Origin of the sequence: Streptomyces meridianus (genome assembly GCF_023703325.1) — a bacterium.
Lineage (GTDB): Bacteria > Actinomycetota > Actinomycetes > Streptomycetales > Streptomycetaceae > Streptomyces > Streptomyces meridianus.
Genome location: NZ_JAMQGM010000021.1, coordinates 131,105 through 147,436, shown reverse-complemented (window position 1 = coordinate 147,436; position 16,332 = coordinate 131,105). Strand labels below are relative to the sequence as shown.

The 16,332-nt window shown below is 68.9% G+C and carries 14 protein-coding genes and 1 tRNA gene; 11 read left to right on the top strand and 4 right to left on the bottom strand.

Annotation, left to right across the window (positions count from 1 at the left end; all coding sequences use genetic code 11):
• Positions 1-757 precede the first annotated feature (757 nt).
• From M1E25_RS10530 to M1E25_RS10515, 4 genes are all read left to right on the top strand, one after another.
• Positions 758-1,360, top strand: coding sequence for a type IV toxin-antitoxin system AbiEi family antitoxin domain-containing protein (locus M1E25_RS10530; RefSeq protein ID WP_251413094.1), 603 nt, complete (start codon positions 758-760; stop codon positions 1,358-1,360).
• Complete coding sequence (locus M1E25_RS10525; protein WP_251413092.1) at positions 1,357-2,253, top strand: nucleotidyl transferase AbiEii/AbiGii toxin family protein; 897 nt, start codon at positions 1,357-1,359, stop codon at positions 2,251-2,253. Before M1E25_RS10530 ends, M1E25_RS10525 begins: the two co-directional genes overlap by 4 nt.
• A 525-nt stretch (positions 2,254-2,778) precedes the next feature.
• Positions 2,779-3,054, top strand: coding sequence for a hypothetical protein (locus tag M1E25_RS10520; RefSeq protein WP_251413082.1), 276 nt, complete (start codon positions 2,779-2,781; stop codon positions 3,052-3,054).
• Positions 3,051-3,827, top strand: a complete 777-nt coding sequence (locus M1E25_RS10515) for a hypothetical protein (RefSeq protein WP_251413079.1) — start codon at positions 3,051-3,053, stop codon at positions 3,825-3,827. The genes M1E25_RS10520 and M1E25_RS10515 overlap by 4 nt, the downstream gene beginning before the upstream one ends.
• A 309-nt stretch (positions 3,828-4,136) precedes the next feature.
• Here M1E25_RS10515 and M1E25_RS10510 read toward each other — a convergent pair.
• Positions 4,137-4,210 (bottom strand) — tRNA-Gly (locus M1E25_RS10510).
• Positions 4,211-4,465: 255 nt separating this feature from the next.
• Here M1E25_RS10510 and M1E25_RS25610 point away from each other — a divergent pair.
• The 3 genes from M1E25_RS25610 to M1E25_RS10500 all read left to right on the top strand — a co-directional run bounded on the left by M1E25_RS25610 (position 4,466) and on the right by M1E25_RS10500 (position 5,832).
• Positions 4,466-4,594 (top strand): hypothetical protein, encoded by a 129-nt coding sequence (locus M1E25_RS25610; RefSeq protein ID WP_285830623.1) that lies wholly within the window; start codon positions 4,466-4,468, stop codon positions 4,592-4,594.
• A 141-nt stretch (positions 4,595-4,735) separates the two neighbouring features.
• A complete protein-coding gene (gene dcd, locus M1E25_RS10505) occupies positions 4,736-5,311 on the top strand; it encodes a dCTP deaminase (protein WP_251413076.1) in 576 nt (191 codons plus the stop codon).
• Positions 5,312-5,334: 23 nt separating this feature from the next.
• Complete coding sequence (locus M1E25_RS10500; RefSeq protein WP_251413072.1) at positions 5,335-5,832, top strand: phosphoribosyltransferase; 498 nt, start codon at positions 5,335-5,337, stop codon at positions 5,830-5,832.
• A gap of 112 nt (positions 5,833-5,944) precedes the next feature.
• Here the strand turns inward: M1E25_RS10500 and M1E25_RS10495 are convergent, their stop codons facing one another.
• Entirely contained in the window at positions 5,945-6,820 is an 876-nt protein-coding gene (locus tag M1E25_RS10495; RefSeq protein WP_251413070.1) for a Yip1 family protein, read from the bottom strand.
• Positions 6,821-7,132: 312 nt separating this feature from the next.
• Positions 7,133-7,687, bottom strand: a complete 555-nt coding sequence (locus M1E25_RS10490; RefSeq protein WP_251413068.1) for a GNAT family N-acetyltransferase — start codon at positions 7,685-7,687, stop codon at positions 7,133-7,135.
• 139 nt (positions 7,688-7,826) lie between these two features.
• On the opposite strand from M1E25_RS10490, the gene M1E25_RS10485 reads away from it, so the two are divergent.
• Together M1E25_RS10485 and M1E25_RS10480 are read left to right on the top strand one after the other, a co-directional pair.
• Positions 7,827-8,000, top strand: a complete 174-nt coding sequence (locus tag M1E25_RS10485; RefSeq protein ID WP_251413066.1) for a hypothetical protein — start codon at positions 7,827-7,829, stop codon at positions 7,998-8,000.
• A 251-nt stretch (positions 8,001-8,251) separates the two neighbouring features.
• Positions 8,252-11,071, top strand: coding sequence for a SpoIIE family protein phosphatase (locus M1E25_RS10480; RefSeq protein WP_251413064.1), 2,820 nt, complete (start codon positions 8,252-8,254; stop codon positions 11,069-11,071).
• A gap of 101 nt (positions 11,072-11,172) precedes the next feature.
• On the opposite strand, the gene M1E25_RS10475 is transcribed toward M1E25_RS10480, so the two are convergent.
• The gene (locus M1E25_RS10475) at positions 11,173-13,485 is read right to left on the bottom strand and encodes a (Fe-S)-binding protein (RefSeq protein ID WP_251413062.1); all 2,313 of its coding nucleotides are present in this window, start codon (positions 13,483-13,485) and stop codon (positions 11,173-11,175) included.
• 295 nt (positions 13,486-13,780) lie between these two features.
• Here M1E25_RS10475 and dnaK point away from each other — a divergent pair, with 295 nt between their 5' ends.
• Together dnaK and grpE are read left to right on the top strand one after the other, a co-directional pair.
• Positions 13,781-15,643: a molecular chaperone DnaK gene (gene dnaK / locus M1E25_RS10470; protein WP_251413060.1), complete on the top strand. Its 1,863-nt coding sequence runs from the start codon at positions 13,781-13,783 to the stop codon at positions 15,641-15,643.
• The gene (gene grpE, locus M1E25_RS10465) at positions 15,640-16,311 is read left to right on the top strand and encodes a nucleotide exchange factor GrpE (protein ID WP_251413058.1); all 672 of its coding nucleotides are present in this window, start codon (positions 15,640-15,642) and stop codon (positions 16,309-16,311) included. The genes dnaK and grpE overlap by 4 nt, the downstream gene beginning before the upstream one ends.
• The last annotated feature ends 21 nt before the right edge of the window (positions 16,312-16,332 follow it).

Genomic DNA, 16,332 nt, shown 5'->3' with positions numbered 1-16,332 from the left:
GGCGATGGTGCTCTGTGCGGCAGCCTGCTCCACCGCCTGATCCAAGTGCTCGACGAACGAGGGCAGATGCGCCGGCGCGATCTGCGCGACCGCCGTTCGCAGCGCTGCCGGAGTGCGTGCCGGCATGGGAATCAGGGGTGCGTCGAAGGCAGAGGTGTACTGCTCGGACATCGGATCGTCTCCTACGGGTGACGTTCTCTGCCGGGAGGCTTGGTGCCACCGTTGGCAGAGCCGAGCCTACGCCCTGGCCGTACCTGCCCCACATGATCTCCGCCTGCGGGAGCCATGCCCCGTGCGCTGTGTGTCAACTGGAGCGTCGAAAGGTACCGGGCGCGATGCGGCGAAAAGCCGTTTGGAGGTCCGGACAGCAAACAACCCCCGGGCCACTGACCTGGGGGTTTGTCGTGGAGCGGGTGACGGGAATCGAACCCGCGCTCTGAGCTTGGGAATCAACCGCACTGCAGTAGTCGATGGTCCCCCTGACCAGCGACGATGTCGACGACCATGCCGTTGATGGCCATCCGTGGGGTGCCCTTCCTGTCCGCTGTTCACCGGCCCGACTGGCACGTTATGGCACGGCGCCCTGCCACCTCTTCGGCCCGTGCCCCCACGCCGCCGTGGCAGTGACGGCTGCAGGTGACGCTGCGCACGACTGGGAGGGCGATATGCGCCCTCACGCACGATCGGGCGAAACCGAGCAATCGAAAGCGAAGGGTTGTGCATACAGGTGTAGATTGGGTGTCAACATTTTCCTCCGATGATGGTGAGGAGGCACGCGATCATCGGCACCCACGACCTGCCCGAGACGTTCAGATATTCCGAGGCGCGCCGCCTCGGCGTTTCCGACCGCAGACTGCGGCGTCTGCTGGAGGAAGGCCAAGTCGAGTTGATCAGCCGAGGGCTCTACCGGCGGGCGGATGCCGCTCCGGAGGTGGACCTCGATCTTATTGAGATCGCTCATCGGGTCCCGGACGGCACGCTGTGCCTGGTCTCTGCGCTGGCTCGGCACGGTCTCACCGACCAGATCCCCGCAGCTATCGATATCGCGATCCCGCGTGGCCGCCGTTCTCCCCGCCTGACCGCCCCGGTCTCCTGGCACCACTTCTCCCGCGAGACCTTCTCGATTGGACGTGAACTGCTGGTCGTGGGGCCGGGCGATCAGATCGGCATCTACGACGCGGAACGCTGCATCATCGACGTCTTTCGCCTACGCCACCGCGAGGGATCGGATCTCGCGGTGGAGGCACTCCGTACCTGGCTGCGCCGTCGGGGCAGCAGTCCTGCGAGGCTCATGGCCATGGCCAGGCACTTTCCCCAGGCGGCCGCGCCGCTGCGGACCACACTGGAGGTGCTGCTGTGACTCCCCGCCCCACACGTTCCACCGAAGCCGGCCGCACGTACCTGGACCTGCAGAACCTGGCCCGGCGCAACGGTCGGCCCACCGAGGAACTTCATCAGCTGTACGTCCTGGAGTGCTTCCTGGACCGCCTCGTGCAGTCTCCGTACGCAGATCGATTCGTTCTCAAAGGCGGTGTACTGCTGGCCGCTTACGAGATGCGTCGCCCTACTCGTGACGTGGATCTCCGGGCCGATCGGATCGCGGCCACCCCTGGGGCTGTCCTGCACGCCGTCTGCAACATTGCCGCGCATCCGATCGAGGACGGATTGGTCTTCGACGTGGATCAGGCCCGTGCGGAGGTCATCAGGGACGAGGATGAGTACAACGGCGTACGCGTGGTGATGACGGTGCAACTGGCAAGCGCCCGCGTGGTCTTCCACGTGGATGTGAACGTCGGCGACCCGGTGATCCCTCGGCCCACGAGTGTCCTCCTGCCGCGCTTGCGCGGAGGCGCCCTCTCGCTGCTCGGCTATCCCCTGGCGATGGTGCACGCGGAGAAGATCGTCACCATGGTGGAGCGGGGCGAGGTCAACACCAGATGGCGTGACTTCGCTGACGTGTTCCTGCTTGCCGGCCGGCATGGTGTCAACGGCGACGAACTGGCAGCTTCGACGGCGGCGGTGGCCGATCATCGGGAGGCAACGCTGCAACCGTTGCTCCCGGAACTGGGCGGCTTCCCTGAGCTCGCGCAGCGCAAGTGGGAGGCGTGGGTGCGCAAGCAGCGTCTGGGCGACCGGCTGCCGCAGTCCTTTGAGCAGACCCTTTCGGCGGTGGCGGCGTTCGCCGACCCGGTCCTCACCGGCAACACGGCCGGACTGGTCTGGGATCCGCACGTGCAGCGGTGGCAGCCCTGACGGGCAAGGAGCATCGGAGCCGGACCCCGGCGCGGCGCGCCGAAGGTAACCACGATGCCGTCGCCACACCACTTTCGGTGGTGCGGCGAAACTGCCGTTCTGGCGGCGGTTTTCGTGGACTTGGGGCACGCGGAGGGCACGGTAACCGGCAAGAGGTCTAGACAACAAACAACCCCCGGGCCGCTGGCCTGGGGGTTTGTCGTGGAGCGGGTGACGGGAATCGAACCCGCGCTCTGAGCTTGGGAATCAACCGGTACCCGAGCGGGGAATGATGCCTGACCTGCGAAGATGCCGCTGATGGACGCGGAGCCCGCGTACGGGGCGGCGCCGCTGTTGCCCTCTGTTCGCCGCTCTGACTGGCACGTTGTGGCACGTGGGACGGCTGGGGCTGGTGAACGACGGAGCTGGCCCGGCTATGCGTACTGCGCCCGGCATAGTGGGGTGGGCGCTGGGTTTCGACGCATTCCAGCAGAATGACCGCATCGGGACATGAGGTACTTAGGTACTATGGCTATGGAGGTGGTTATGACGGCGGTTGCGAAGCCGGCGCGGCAGACGCCGCTCAAGGTGGATCCGGCCACGGACAAGCTGATCAGCCAGGGTGCACATTTTCTGGGGCTGACGAAGAAGGACCTGGTCGCTGAGGCTGTACGGGTCTATTTGGAGCAGCGGCGCGAGGACCTGCGGGTCGGGATGGTCGAGGCGCTCAGCGTGCTGGACGGATCGCTGAAGTCCGATGTGATGCTGCTGACCGGACTGACCGCGGAAGAGATCGACGCGGTCGGTGGGATCGACGAGTGACTGATCCCGCTGCGATGCGGTCGGCTCGTCCGACCTTGCGCTGCCTGAGGGAGGACCTCGACCTGCCGGTTCCGGCGGTCACGGTACCGCTGGATGAGGTCGATCATCCGATCCTGGCCAAGGCGGCCGAGCAGTTCACGGCGGGCGATGTCAAGCATGAGCGCATCCGCGCTGTCGACGACCAGGTGCTGTTCAAGGTGAAGGTCCAGCGGTGGCGTGGCGCGGTCTGGGTGGATGCCGATCTGCCCTGGCTGGTGGCGGCCGGGCGCCGCGAAGACGGATCGGGGGACGACTTCTACGCGGCCCTCGAGGCTGACGGCAGGGCAGCTCGAGCCCGCTACAACTCCGCACACGCGGACGGCCTGAAGAGCGCGACGTACACCGGACACCTCCTGCCCGCCCGTGAGGACCACATCAGGTACCGGGCTGAAGCGGGCGTTCGGTTCGTCCGACGGCTGCGCGGCACGATCCTGGAGCTCACCCGGTCCACGCTCCGGGACGGAGGTGAGCACACGGTCGACTTCGACACCTTCACTCTCGGCCTGCAGATCCGTGCCGATGACGGTCATGAGACCTATCTCGCGGTGCGGATCACCGGCTCGGTCCCCGCCAACCTGGTCACCGTGATCCTGGGGAACGTCCCCGGCTGCGAAGCCGACGGATGGTACCCGGAACACGCCTTGCCCGAACGCGACTTGCTCCCCGCGGAACAGGCTTGGTCCAACCTCATGGACCCGCGCGCAGCAGCCCGTGTTCTTGAGTCGGAGGCGTAGCCGACCTCCGCCGTTCGGTCGAAGATCCTCAGTAGGCTGGTCCCTGCCGGGCCGCTGACGCAGGTTCGGGAAGCACATTTCACCGCCGGCTGTGGAGTGATCTCCCGAGTACTGACATGGAGATGCCGAGAACCCGCAGTGCTCAGCATGTACGGGGCCCAAAAGCAGGGGCCCTGGGTGAGGTGCCCCGGAACGGTTCAGTCGTTCCAGAGGCGGTTTTCGTGGACTTGGGGCACGCGGAGGGCACGGTGGCCGGTGGGAGGTCTAGACAACAAACAAGGCCCAGGTTTCTGACCTGGGCCTTCGTCGTGGAGCGGGTGACGGGAATCGAACCCGCGCTCTGAGCTTGGGAAGCTCATGTTCTACCATTAAACTACACCCGCGCAGAGGGGCTGCTGAGGCCTCTCAACGCGGCTCACTGTACCTCATCCTCGCCCCCCGACGTATTCCGTCGCGGGGCTTTTGCGCTCTTCGGGGACGGGGCATGCGGCTGTGGCGAGCGGGAGTTGGGGCGTACTGTGGGTCGCGGAGCGCCGCTTGTCGCGGCGCCCGGTATACCCCCTAATGTGGCTTCCTCGCCACGTTCTCAGGGGAAGGGACTCATGGATCGCACCGTCGTCCGATGTGCCGAAGGGCACGTGTTCAGCACCTCTTCGTTCCCGATGCAGAACCTCGGTACCGATCGTCTCGGGCCGGGCCGGCTGCTGCGCTGCCCGCGCTGCGCGCGACTGCGGCACGCCGTGCCGGTCGAGCCCGCCAAGCGGTGACACGGTGAGGAGGCCGCCGCGCGGGGAGGATGGCAGGCGGCGGATCCGCGCGGTCCGGTGACGGACCCCGCGAGCGGACGGAAAGGATCGTCGGCCCGGCCCGATTGGGCCGGGCCGACGCCGTCCGCGTACCCTCGGTCCGTGCTTCTCTCTGACAAGGACATCCGGGCCGAGATCGACTCCGGCCGGGTGCGGATCGACCCGTACGACGCGTCCATGGTGCAGCCGTCCAGCATCGACGTCCGACTGGACCGCTATTTCCGGGTGTTCGAGAACCACCGCTACCCCCACATCGACCCCGCCGTCGAGCAGTTCGACCTGACCCGCCAGGTGGAGCCCGAGGGCGACGAGGCGTTCATCCTCCACCCCGGCGAGTTCGTGCTCGCGTCGACGTACGAGGTGATCAGCCTCCCCGACGACGTCGCATCCCGCCTCGAGGGCAAGAGCTCCCTCGGCCGGCTGGGCCTCCTGACGCACTCCACGGCCGGCTTCATCGACCCCGGCTTCTCGGGGCACGTCACCCTCGAACTGTCGAACATGGCGACGCTGCCGATCAAGCTGTGGCCCGGGATGAAGATCGGCCAGTTGTGCCTGTTCCGGCTGACCTCGTCGGCGGAGCACCCCTACGGCTCGGAGCGCCACGGCTCCCGCTACCAGGGCCAGCGGGGGCCGACGCCCTCCCGGTCCTACCTGAACTTCCATCGCACGCAGGTCTGAGAGAGCCGGGGGCGGAACACCACATGAGCGACGAGCGCGAGAACCTCACCTACCCGCTCTTCGGACAGGCCGTCCGGGAGTTGGCGCAGACCATCGCGGACGACGGCTACGAGCCGGACATCATCCTGTCCATCGCGCGCGGAGGTCTGTTCGTCGCCGGCGGCCTCGGTTACGCCCTGGACGTGAAGAACCTCCACGTCATGAACGTCGAGTTCTACACCGGCGTCGGCGCGACGCTCGAGATGCCCGTGATGCTGCCGCCCGTTCCCAATGTCGTGGACCTGAGCGAGAAGAAGGTGCTCGTCGCCGACGACGTCGCGGACACCGGCAAGACCCTCAAGCTGGTGCACGACTTCTGCGCCGGCCACGTCGCCGACGTGCGCTGCGCGGTGGTGTACGAAAAGCCGCAGTCGTTGGTGAAGTGCGAGTACGTCTGGCGGCGCACCGACGCGTGGATCAACTTCCCGTGGTCGGTCGAGCCGCCGGTGGTCCGTCGTGACGGCCAGGTCCTGGACGCCTGAGTGCCCCGCCCCCGCTCCGAATCCCGGCGGGCGGAGAGGCACCGCAGCAACGTCGAAGGCCGGTTCCCCGCTCGGGGAACCGGCCTTCGACGTCGACGGGGGCCGCGCCCGGCTACAGCGTGCCGAGCTTCATCAGGGCGAGCAGCGCGATCAGCTGGATCGACGCCGCGCCCAGTGCCTTCGGCCACGGCAGGTCGTGCGACTTGCTCACCATCGAGGTGAACAGCGCGCCCGCCGCGATCCAGGTCACCCAGCCCAGCACCTGCACCAGCGGCGCGTCGCCGCCCAGGAAGGCCGCGACGATCAGCCGCGGCGCATCCGTGAGCGACATGATCAGCATCGACAGGCCGACGGTCGGCTGCCAGAGGCCGTCGCCGCCGAGCTGGCGGGCCAGGGTGTTCGTGACCACGCCCAGCAGCAGGCCGCAGATCACCACTGCGATGCCGGTGCTCAGCACGTACGGAACGCTGCTGGAGAAGGTCGAGTGGAGGACGTCCTCGCGGGCCTCGTCGAGGCCGAAGACGGCGACCAGGCCGTAGACGAACGTGACGATCAGCGCGGGGCCCCACACGGAGTGATCGCGCATCCGCCAGAAGGTCGGGCCCGGGCGGAAAACGATGCCGCGCAGGAGGTCCTTCCAGTGCAGCGGAGGGCCGGCCATCGGGGCGGGGTGCTGCCCGGCAGCCTGGTAGGTGTGGGCGCCGTGGTCACCGTACGGGTCACCGCCCGGCCCGTCGCCGATGGTGAAGGCCTGCGTGTGGCCCGGGGTGTTCGCGTGCAGGTCGCTGCGCTGCCCCGGGCCCTGGTGCTCGTGTCCGCCGAAGTACTCCGGCTCGTCCCCGGGTCTGCCGCCGTACGTGCGGGGCTGCTGCCACTGCTGCTGCGTGTACGGCGGTGCGGGGCGGCTGCCGTACGGCGCCTGCCCCTGGTGCGGTCCCTGCTGCGCGGACCGGGAGTTCCGTCCGCGTCCCATCCTGAATCCAGCCACGTATTCGAACGTACCTGTTCCCAGGGGCTGTCATGCCCGTACCGGGCAGATGGGCGGTCCATTGCGGCCGACCTGTGACATCCGTCATTGTCCGGGGGCGGCCGTTGCGCAGGTGCGCACGGGCGTGCCGGTCGGCAGCAGGAGGACGGACGGCACGGGCGGGGCACCTGCGCCGTACGGGTGATCCGGTGGCTCGCGCCGAGCCGCGAGACGGACCGTGCTCCGCGCCGGAGGAGGAGCCGGCTCGGCTCGGAGGCACGTCGGCGGGACCGCCCGGCCACGACGAGGGCGTGGGGCCCGGTCCCGTGGCGGTCAGGGCTGGTGATCGGCCTTGAGCAGCTCGTACTCGACCTCGCCGTGCTCGGTGCCCGGCAGCGGATGGTCCCAGACCTCATGGAACGTGCGCACGTGGACCAGGCCCGCCTTCTCCCTCACCCGGCGCGACGCCGCATTGACCGCCATGGTCTGCGCGAAGACCCGCTCGACGCCGAGCCGGGTGAAGGCCGCGCGGACCAGGGCGCGGGCCCCCTCCGTCCCGTAGCCGCGGCCCCAGGCCGAAACCCGCAGCCGGTAGCCGAGTTCGGCCTCCGAGAGGGTGTCGGCGCGGGGCGGGGCCAGCTCGAACCAGCCGAGGAACCGGCCCGTCGGCTTCTCGACGGCCGCCCAGTGGCCGCGTCCGGGGGTGCGCTCGTAGCGGTGGAGGGCCGTCGGCAGGAACGTGCCGGTGATCAGCTCGCGCGGGGTGCGTCCGCCGCCGTCGATGAGGCGCATGACCCGGGGGTCGTTGTGCAGATCGAACAGCTCGTCCGCGTCGCCGGCGGTGAACTGCCGCAGGACCAGGCGCTCGGTTTCGAGGAAGGGGCGCATGGGCCGATGCTTCCGAGCTGGTCACGGCGGGTCAACACGACGTGCGGACGGACCCGGAGCCGTGTGGACGTGCGGGTCGCACCGGCCGGTGGCAGCGTGGGACGCGGATGCCCGGTCATGTCGAAGCAAGGAGTGCGTCATGGAGCGGGAGCCTCAGCAGGACAAGGCGCGGAAGCCCGCCACCGAGACCGACAACAGCGGGAAGGAGCAGGCTGCCGAGGAGAAGGCCGATGAGCGGAGGGCCGAGCGGGTCACCCCCCGGATCCTCGCCGAGCAGGCGGTGAAGCGACGTCGGGTGGAACGCAGCAGCTGAGGTGTGTCCGGCGGACCCTCTCGGGCCGCGGCGCCCGGCATGCTCGCCACGTTGCCGGAGTCGTCCGAGTCCGGCCGGTACGAGGACGGTCTCCGCCCTGCCGACCCGGGCGCTTTCCTGCCGCAGCCCCGGGGGAGCGCCGGACACCGGGGTCCGGTCCTCGATATCAACCGGCGCCCTGGCACCACTGTCCGGCCGAACGGGTTGGAATGGTACAGACTGGAAAAACTTCTCATATGGGTGGTCGCTTCATGCCCACAGCGTGGATCCGCGGCTACCGTGCACGCGCCGGTCCGGCATCGGGCCGACGCGGTGCATGGGGGCGCGGACAGCCGCAGCACGCGGAAGCGGACCCGGACGGGAAGAGCTCCCCGCCGAGGCGGCGGAAGATCCTGGGCCTGGTGGACGTCCGCAGCGTCGCCGGGCAGGTGCTCCTCGTCCAGGTCGTGATCGTGCTGCTGCTGGTGGGGGGCGCGTTCGCCGCTCTGCTGATCCAGGCCCGCGGCGATGCCGACAGCGAGGCCCGAGCCCGTTCGGTCGCCGTCGCCGAAGCCTTCGCCAACGCACCCGGAACCCGGGCCGCACTCAACGCCCCCGACCCCACCGCCGTGCTCCAGCCGAGGGCCGAGGCGGTCTGGAAGGGATCCGACGTGGACAGCGTCGTGGTCATCTCGCCGGACGGCACCCGGCTCACCCACCCCGATCCGGACCTGATCGGCAAGCAGGTCCGCTCTGACCAGCAGGCAGCGGTCGAGCGGGCCCTGAGGGGCGAGACCGTCACGGGCAACTTCCAGCGGAGCACCCTCGGGCCGTCGGTGGCCACGATCGTCCCCGTCCGCGATGCGAACGGCACGGTCGCCGGGGCCGTCAGCGTGGGCATCAGGATCGGGGACATCAACCAGACGGTCGACCGCCAGCTGCCCATCCTGATCGGCACGACGGGCGCCGGGCTCGTGCTGGCCACCGGCGCCGCGGTTCTCGTCGGCCGCCGGCTGCGGCGTCAGACGCACGGGCTCGGACCGGTCGAGATGACGCGGATGTACGAGCACCACTCGGCGGTGCTGCACTCCGTCCGCGAGGGCGTCCTGATCATCGACTCCGACGGAACCCTGCTGCTGGTCAACGACGAGGCGCGCCGGCTGCTGGGTCTCGGCGCGGACGCGGAGCACTCCCACATCGACGAAATCGGCCTCGACCGGGAGGTCGTCGACTTGCTGACCTCCGGCCGCACGGTGACCGACGAGATCCATCCCGTCGGCCGCCGGCTGCTGGCCGTCAACCAGCGTTCCACGCACATGCACGGAGGCCCGCGCGGGACTGTGGTGACGCTGCGGGACTCCACGGAGCTCCAGACGCTCACCGGGAAGGTCGAGGCGGCGCAGGAACGCCTCCAGTTGCTTTACGACGCCGGGCTGCGCATCGGCTCCACGCTCGACGTCGTGCGCACCGCGCAGGAGCTCGCGGACGCGGCCATACCCCGCTTCGCCGACCTGGTCACGGTCGAGCTGCTGGACCCCGTCCTGCGCGGCGAGGACCCGGTCCCCTTCGAGGGCGCCGAGGTCGTCATGCGTCGGGCGGCACTGAGCGGTGCGGGTGACAATCCGCCGTTCTACCCGGTGGGCGAGCTCATCCGGTTCGTGCCGATCACTCCGCAGGCCCAGGGGCTGGAGAGCGGGCACACCGCATTCGAGGCCGATCTGACGACGGCCTACGAGTGGCAGCGACAGGACCCGGTCCGTGCCGCCTCGCTGCTGGGCTACGGCATCCACTCGCTGATGTCCGTGCCGTTGCAGGCCCGCGGTGTGGTCCTCGGCATGGTCGACTTCTGGCGGGCCGAGTCGCCGGGCGCCTTCGGCGAGGGGGACATCTCGCTCGCCGAGGAACTGGCCAGTCGGGCCGCGGTCTCGATCGACAACGCCCGCCGCTACACGCGGGAGCACACCACCGCCGAGACGCTCCAGCGCAGTCTGCTGCCCCGGTCGCTGCCCGACCAGAGCGCCGTCGACGTCTCCTACCGCTATCTGCCGGCCCGGGCCGGGGTGGGCGGCGACTGGTTCGACGTCCTTCCGCTGCCGGGTGCGCGGGTGGCGCTGGTCGTGGGGGACGTGGTGGGGCACGGCCTGCACGCCACAGCCACCATGGGACGGCTGCGCACCGCGGTGCAGAACTTCTCCGCCCTGGACCTGCCTCCTGACGAGATCCTGGGTCACCTCGACGACCTGGTCCTCGGCATCGACCAGGAGAGCCCCGGCGAGGAACGTGCGGCCATCGCGGGAGCGACCTGCCTGTACGCGATCTACGACCCGAGCGCCGGCCGCTGCACGGCGGCCCGCGCCGGGCACCCGCCGCCGCTGGTGGCCGGCCCGGACGGGTCGGCCGAGCCGCTCGAGGTGCCGGCCGGACCGCCGCTGGGGGTGGGAGGTCTGCCGTTCGAGACCGTCGAGGTCACGCTGGCCGAGGGAAGCCGACTGGTGATGTACACCGACGGACTGATCGAGGACCGCGGGCGGGACATCGACGAGGGGATCGGCCTGCTGCGCGCGGCGGTCGACCGCTCCCCGCCGGCTCCGGAGGACGTCTGCCGGATCGTCCTGGACGCCATGCTGCCCCGCCACCCCGTGGACGACGTGGCCCTCCTCGTGGCGCGCACCCATGTGCTGGACCCCGGTCAGATCGCCGAGTGGGAGGTGCCGGCGGATCCCGCGGCGGTGGCCCGGGTGCGGTCCGACGTCGCCGAGCGGCTGCTCAGCTGGGGGCTCGAGGAGGAGGCGTTCATCACCGAGCTGATCCTCAGCGAGCTCATCACCAATGCCATCCGCTACGGCAGCGAGCCGATCAGGGTCCGTCTCCTGCACGACCGGAGCCTGATCTGCGAGGTGTCGGACGGCAGCAGCACGTCGCCCCATCTGCGCCGTGCGGCACTGACCGACGAGGGAGGGCGCGGGCTCTTCCTGGTGGCCCAGTTCGCCGAGCGGTGGGGCACCCGGTACACCGTGGGCGGCAAGGTCATCTGGAGCGAGCAGCCGCTGACGCAGGGGGAGCCCGTCGACAACCTGGTGCTGCAGCTGTGAAGCCGTTCGTGACACCGGTGAACGCCGAACGGCCGGCCCCGCCACAGGGGCGGAACCGGCCGTCGGTGCCGGATGCGGAGTGTGCCTGTTGCAGGAGACGGCTACTGCGCGGGTTCGGGCTCCGGGGTGTCGTCGGCGGGCTGTTCGTCGCCGTCGGGGTCGGCAGGAGTCTTCACCGAGTCGAGCAGCAGTTGTGCGACGTCGACGACCTGGAGGTTCTCCTTGGCCTTCCCGCCCGCGGCGGAGCCGCTGTCGTTTGCAGCCTTCTTGCCGTTGACCGAGTCGGTGAGCATGACGAGGCAGAACGGGCAGGCCGTGGAGACGATGTCCGGGTTGAGGGACAGCGCCTCGTCGACGCGCTCGTTGTTGACGCGCTTGCCGATCCGCTCCTCCATCCACATGCGCGCCCCGCCGGCGCCGCAGCAGAAGCCGCGCTCCTTGTGCCGGTGCATCTCCTCGTTGCGCAGGCCCGGTACCTTGGCGATGATCTCGCGCGGCGGCGTGTAGACCTTGTTGTGGCGGCCCAGGTAGCAGGGGTCGTGGTAGGTGATCAGGCCCTCGACCGGGGTGACGGGGGTCAGCTTGCCCTCGTCCACCAGGTGCTGGAGCAGCTGGGTGTGGTGGATGACCTCGTAGTTGCCGCCGAGCTGCGGGTACTCGTTGGCGATCGTGTTGAAGCAGTGCGGGCAGGTCGCGACGATCTTCTTCTTGGACTGCTCGACGACGACGCCCTCCTCGCCGTCGGACGGAGTCTCACCGAACGCCATGTTCAGCATCTCGACGTTCTCCTGGCCGAGCTGCTGGAAGAGGAACTCGTTGCCGAGGCGGCGGGCGGAGTCACCGGTGCACTTCTCGTCGCCGCCCATGATCGCGAACTTGACGCCCGCCATGTGCAGCAGCTCCGCGAAGGCCTTGGTGGTCTTCTTGGCGCGGTCCTCGAGGGCGCCGGCGCAGCCGACCCAGTAGAGGTAGTCGACCTCGGTGAGGTCCTCGACGTCCCGGCCGACGACCGGCACCTCGAACCCCGCCTCCCGCTGAAGCTCCTCGGTCCACGCCAGGCGCTGCTTCTTGGCCAGGCCCCAGGGGTTGCCCTTCTTCTCCAGGTTCTTGAGCATCGTCCCGGCCTCGGACGGGAAGGACGACTCGATCATCACCTGGTAGCGGCGCATGTCGACGATGTGGTCGATGTGCTCGATGTCGACCGGGCACTGCTCGACGCAGGCGCCGCAGGTGGTGCAGGACCACAGGACGTCCGGGTCGATGACGCCGTTCTCCTCGGCGGTGCCGATCAGCGGGCGCTCGGCCTCGGCCAGCGCGGCCGCGGGCACGTCCTTCAGCTGCTCCTCGGTCGCCTGCTCCTCGCCCTCCATGTCCTTGCCGCCGCCGGCGAGCACGTAGGGGGCCTTGGCGTGCGCGTGGTCGCGCAGCGACATGATCAGCAGTTTCGGCGAGAGCGGCTTGCCGGTGTTCCAGGCGGGGCACTGCGACTGGCAGCGGCCGCACTCGGTGCAGGTGGAGAAGTCGAGCAGGCCCTTCCAGGAGAAGTGCTCGACCTGGGAGACGCCGAACTGGTCGTCCTCGCCCGGGTCCTCGAAGTCGATCGGCTTGCCGCCGGAGACCATCGGCTGCAGGGCGCCGAGGGCGGTGGAGCCGTCGGCTTCGCGCTTGAACCAGATGTTCGGGAAGGCGAGGAAGCGGTGCCAGGCGACACCCATGTTGGTGTTGAGCGAGACCGTGATCACCCAGATCAGCGAGACGCCGATCTTGATCATCGCGGTGAGGTAGATCAGGTTCTGCAGCGTTCCGGTGCCGAGCCCGTCGAAGGCCGTGACGAGCGGGTACGAGGCGAAGTACGCGGGCTCGTAGTGCGCCACGTGGTGGATCGCGCCCTCCAGGCCGCGCAGGACCAGGATCGCGAGGCCGATCGTGAGGATGACGTACTCGACGAAGTAGGCCTGCCAGGCCTTGGAGCCGGCGAAGCGGGACTTGCGGCCTGCCCGCGAGGGCAGGTTGAGCAGCCGGATCGCGATCAGCACCAGGATGCCGAGGACCGTCATCAGGCCGATGAACTCGATGTACATCTCGAACGGCAGGAAGCCGCCGAGCACCGGCAGCGTCCAGTCGGCTCGGAAGAGCTGTCCGTAGGCCTGTGCCAGCGTCGGCGGCAGGGTCAGGAATCCGACGGCGACGAACCAGTGCGCGGCGCCGACGATGCCCCAGCGGTTCATCCTGGTGTGGCCGAGGAACTCCTTGGCCAGCGTGACGGAACGCTGCGCGGGGTCGTCCGTGCGGGTGCCGGCCGGCACCGGCTGGCCCAGCTTGACGTGCTGGACGATCTGCGCGACGGCTCGGGTGACGAGCGCAACGCCGACCGCCGTGAGGACCAGCGACACGATGATCGCGGCGAGTTGCATTGGGGGCTCCTCGGGCCTGCGAGAGCGGGGATGGAGGCGACTTACTAAGCGGTAACTTTTTTGGGTCCGGCCTGACATTACCCAGGATTGCAGGTGCCATGAAGCCGCCCGGCCGGTGATCTGCATCGCTCGGGCCCGCTCGGCGCGGCGCAGCCCCGTTCATCCGGCCGCCCTGGGCCGCACTGACATGTACATCAGCACAAGAGTTGAGTGCGGATGACTCATGTCTGTTGACAGGATGATTTCGATCCGGCACGCTTGAGCGAGTTCCACTCAAGTCAGCTGGAGGATTGACATGGCACGTGCGGTCGGCATCGACCTGGGCACGACGAACTCCGTCGTCAGTGTTCTCGAAGGCGGTGAGCCCACCGTCATCACCAACGCCGAGGGCGCCAGGACCACGCCGTCCGTCGTCGCCTTCGCCAAGAACGGCGAGGTGCTGGTGGGCGAGGTCGCCAAGCGCCAGGCCGTCACCAACGTCGACAGGACGATCCGCTCGGTCAAGCGCCACATGGGCACCGACTGGAAGATCAACCTGGACGACAAGGACTTCAACCCGCAGCAGATCTCTGCGTTCATCCTGCAGAAGCTGAAGCGTGACGCGGAGTCCTACCTCGGCGAGAAGGTCACGGACGCGGTCATCACCGTCCCGGCGTACTTCAACGACCACGAGCGGCAGGCCACCAAGGAGGCCGGTGAGATCGCGGGTCTGAACGTCCTGCGCATCGTCAACGAGCCGACCGCGGCCGCCCTCGCCTACGGCTTCGAGAAGGACGACCAGACCATCCTGGTCTTCGACCTCGGCGGTGGCACCTTCGACGTCTCGCTGCTGGAGATCGGCGACGGCGTGGTGGAGGTCAAGGCCACCAACGGTGACAACCACCTCGGTGGTGACGACTGGGACCAGCGCGTCGTCGACTACCTGGTCAAGCAGTTCCAGAACGGGCACGGCGTCGACCTGTCCAAGGACAAGATGGCGCTCCAGCGTCTGCGCGAGGCCGCCGAGAAGGCGAAGATCGAGCTGTCCTCGTCCTCCGAGACGACGATCAACCTGCCCTACATCACGGCGTCGGCCGAGGGCCCGCTGCACCTGGACGAGAAGCTCACCCGAGCCCAGTTCCAGCAGCTCACCTCCGACCTGCTCGAGCGCTGCAAGACCCCGTTCCACAACGTCATCAAGGACGCCGGCATCGCGCTGTCCGAGATCGACCACGTGGTCCTCGTCGGCGGTTCGACCCGTATGCCCGCCGTCGCCGAGCTCGTCAAGGAGCTGACCGGCGGCAAGGAGGCCAACAAGGGCGTCAACCCGGACGAGGTCGTCGCCATCGGCGCCTCGCTCCAGGCCGGTGTCCTCAAGGGCGAGGTCAAGGACGTCCTCCTGCTCGACGTCACCCCGCTGTCCCTCGGCATCGAGACCAAGGGCGGCATCATGACCAAGCTCATCGAGCGCAACACCACGATCCCGACCAAGCGCTCCGAGATCTTCACGACGGCCGAGGACAACCAGCCGTCCGTGCAGATCCAGGTCTACCAGGGCGAGCGCGAGATCGCGGCGTACAACAAGAAGCTCGGGATGTTCGAGCTGACCGGCCTGCCGCCGGCGCCCCGCAACGTGCCGCAGATCGAGGTCTCCTTCGACATCGACGCCAACGGCATCATGCACGTCTCCGCCAAGGACCTCGGGACCGGCAAGGAGCAGCGCATGACCGTCACCGGTGGCTCGGCGCTGCCGAAGGACGACATCGAGCGCATGATGCGCGAGGCCGAGCAGTACGCGGACGAGGACCACAAGCGCCGCGAGGCCGCCGAGACCCGCAACCAGGCCGAGCAGCTCGTCTACCAGACGGACAAGTTCCTCAAGGACAACGAGGACAAGGTCCCGGGTGACGTGAAGACCGAGGTCGAGGACGGGCTCTCCGACCTCAAGGAGAAGCTCAAGGGCGAGGACATCGCCGCGATCCGAGAGGCCACCGAGAAGGTCGCCGCGGTCAGCCAGAAGCTGGGCCAGGCGATGTACGCCAACGCCCAGGCCGAGGGCGCGACCCCGGGTGCCGACGGCGCTGCCGCCGGTGCGGCCGGTGACGCCCAGGAAGACGTCGTGGACGCCGAGATCGTCGACGACGAGAAGGCCGACAAGGGTAAGGGTGGTGCTGCGTGACGGAGGAGACACCGGGCTTCGACGAGCAGCCCGAGGTTCCCTCCTCGTCCCCCTTCGGCGAGGAGGGGCCCGGCACCGAGGCTGCCGACGACGTGGCGCAGGCCGCCGGGTCCCCCGACCCGGCGGCCGCGGCCGGGGACATACAGCAGGTGGGTCTTCAGGCTCAGCTGGACCAGGTGCGCATGGCGCTCAACGAGCGCACGGCCGACCTTCAGCGGCTCCAGGCGGAGTACCAGAACTACCGCCGCCGCGTGGAGCGCGACCGCATCACCGTGAAGGAGGTCGCCGTCGCGAACCTCCTGACCGATCTGCTGCCGGTGCTCGACGACATCGGCCGTGCGCGGGAACACGGCGAGCTGGTCGGCGGCTTCAAGTCGGTCGCCGAGTCGCTCGAGACGGTCGTCGCCAAGATGGGCCTGATGCAGTTCGGCAAGGAGGGCGAGCCCTTCGACCCGCTGGTCCACGAGGCGTTGATGCACAGTTATGCGCCCGACGTCACCGAGACGACGTGCGTGTCGATCCTCCAGCCGGGGTATCGCATCGGCGAGCGGACGATCCGCCCCGCGCGGGTCGCCGTCGCCGAACCCCAGCCGGGTGCCCAGCCCAAGGGCGAGGCACAGGACGGCGCAACGCCTGACGAGGAGAACGGTGGCCCCGAGCAGGGCTGACGGCGCAGGAGAGGAGGGACG

What these genes read in the sequence shown, in the direction of transcription:
- M1E25_RS10530 (WP_251413094.1), top strand. Translation starts at nt 758, where the DNA reads ATGATGGTGAGGAGGCACGCGATCATCGGCACCCACGACCTGCCCGAG.
- M1E25_RS10520 (WP_251413082.1), top strand. Translation starts at nt 2,779, where the DNA reads ATGACGGCGGTTGCGAAGCCGGCGCGGCAGACGCCGCTCAAGGTGGAT.
- M1E25_RS10500 (WP_251413072.1), top strand. Translation starts at nt 5,335, where the DNA reads ATGAGCGACGAGCGCGAGAACCTCACCTACCCGCTCTTCGGACAGGCC.
- M1E25_RS10490 (WP_251413068.1), bottom strand. Translation starts at nt 7,687, where the DNA reads ATGCGCCCCTTCCTCGAAACCGAGCGCCTGGTCCTGCGGCAGTTCACC.
- M1E25_RS10485 (WP_251413066.1), top strand. Translation starts at nt 7,827, where the DNA reads ATGGAGCGGGAGCCTCAGCAGGACAAGGCGCGGAAGCCCGCCACCGAG.
- M1E25_RS10480 (WP_251413064.1), top strand. Translation starts at nt 8,252, where the DNA reads ATGCCCACAGCGTGGATCCGCGGCTACCGTGCACGCGCCGGTCCGGCA.
- M1E25_RS10475 (WP_251413062.1), bottom strand. Translation starts at nt 13,485, where the DNA reads ATGCAACTCGCCGCGATCATCGTGTCGCTGGTCCTCACGGCGGTCGGC.
- dnaK (WP_251413060.1), top strand. Translation starts at nt 13,781, where the DNA reads ATGGCACGTGCGGTCGGCATCGACCTGGGCACGACGAACTCCGTCGTC.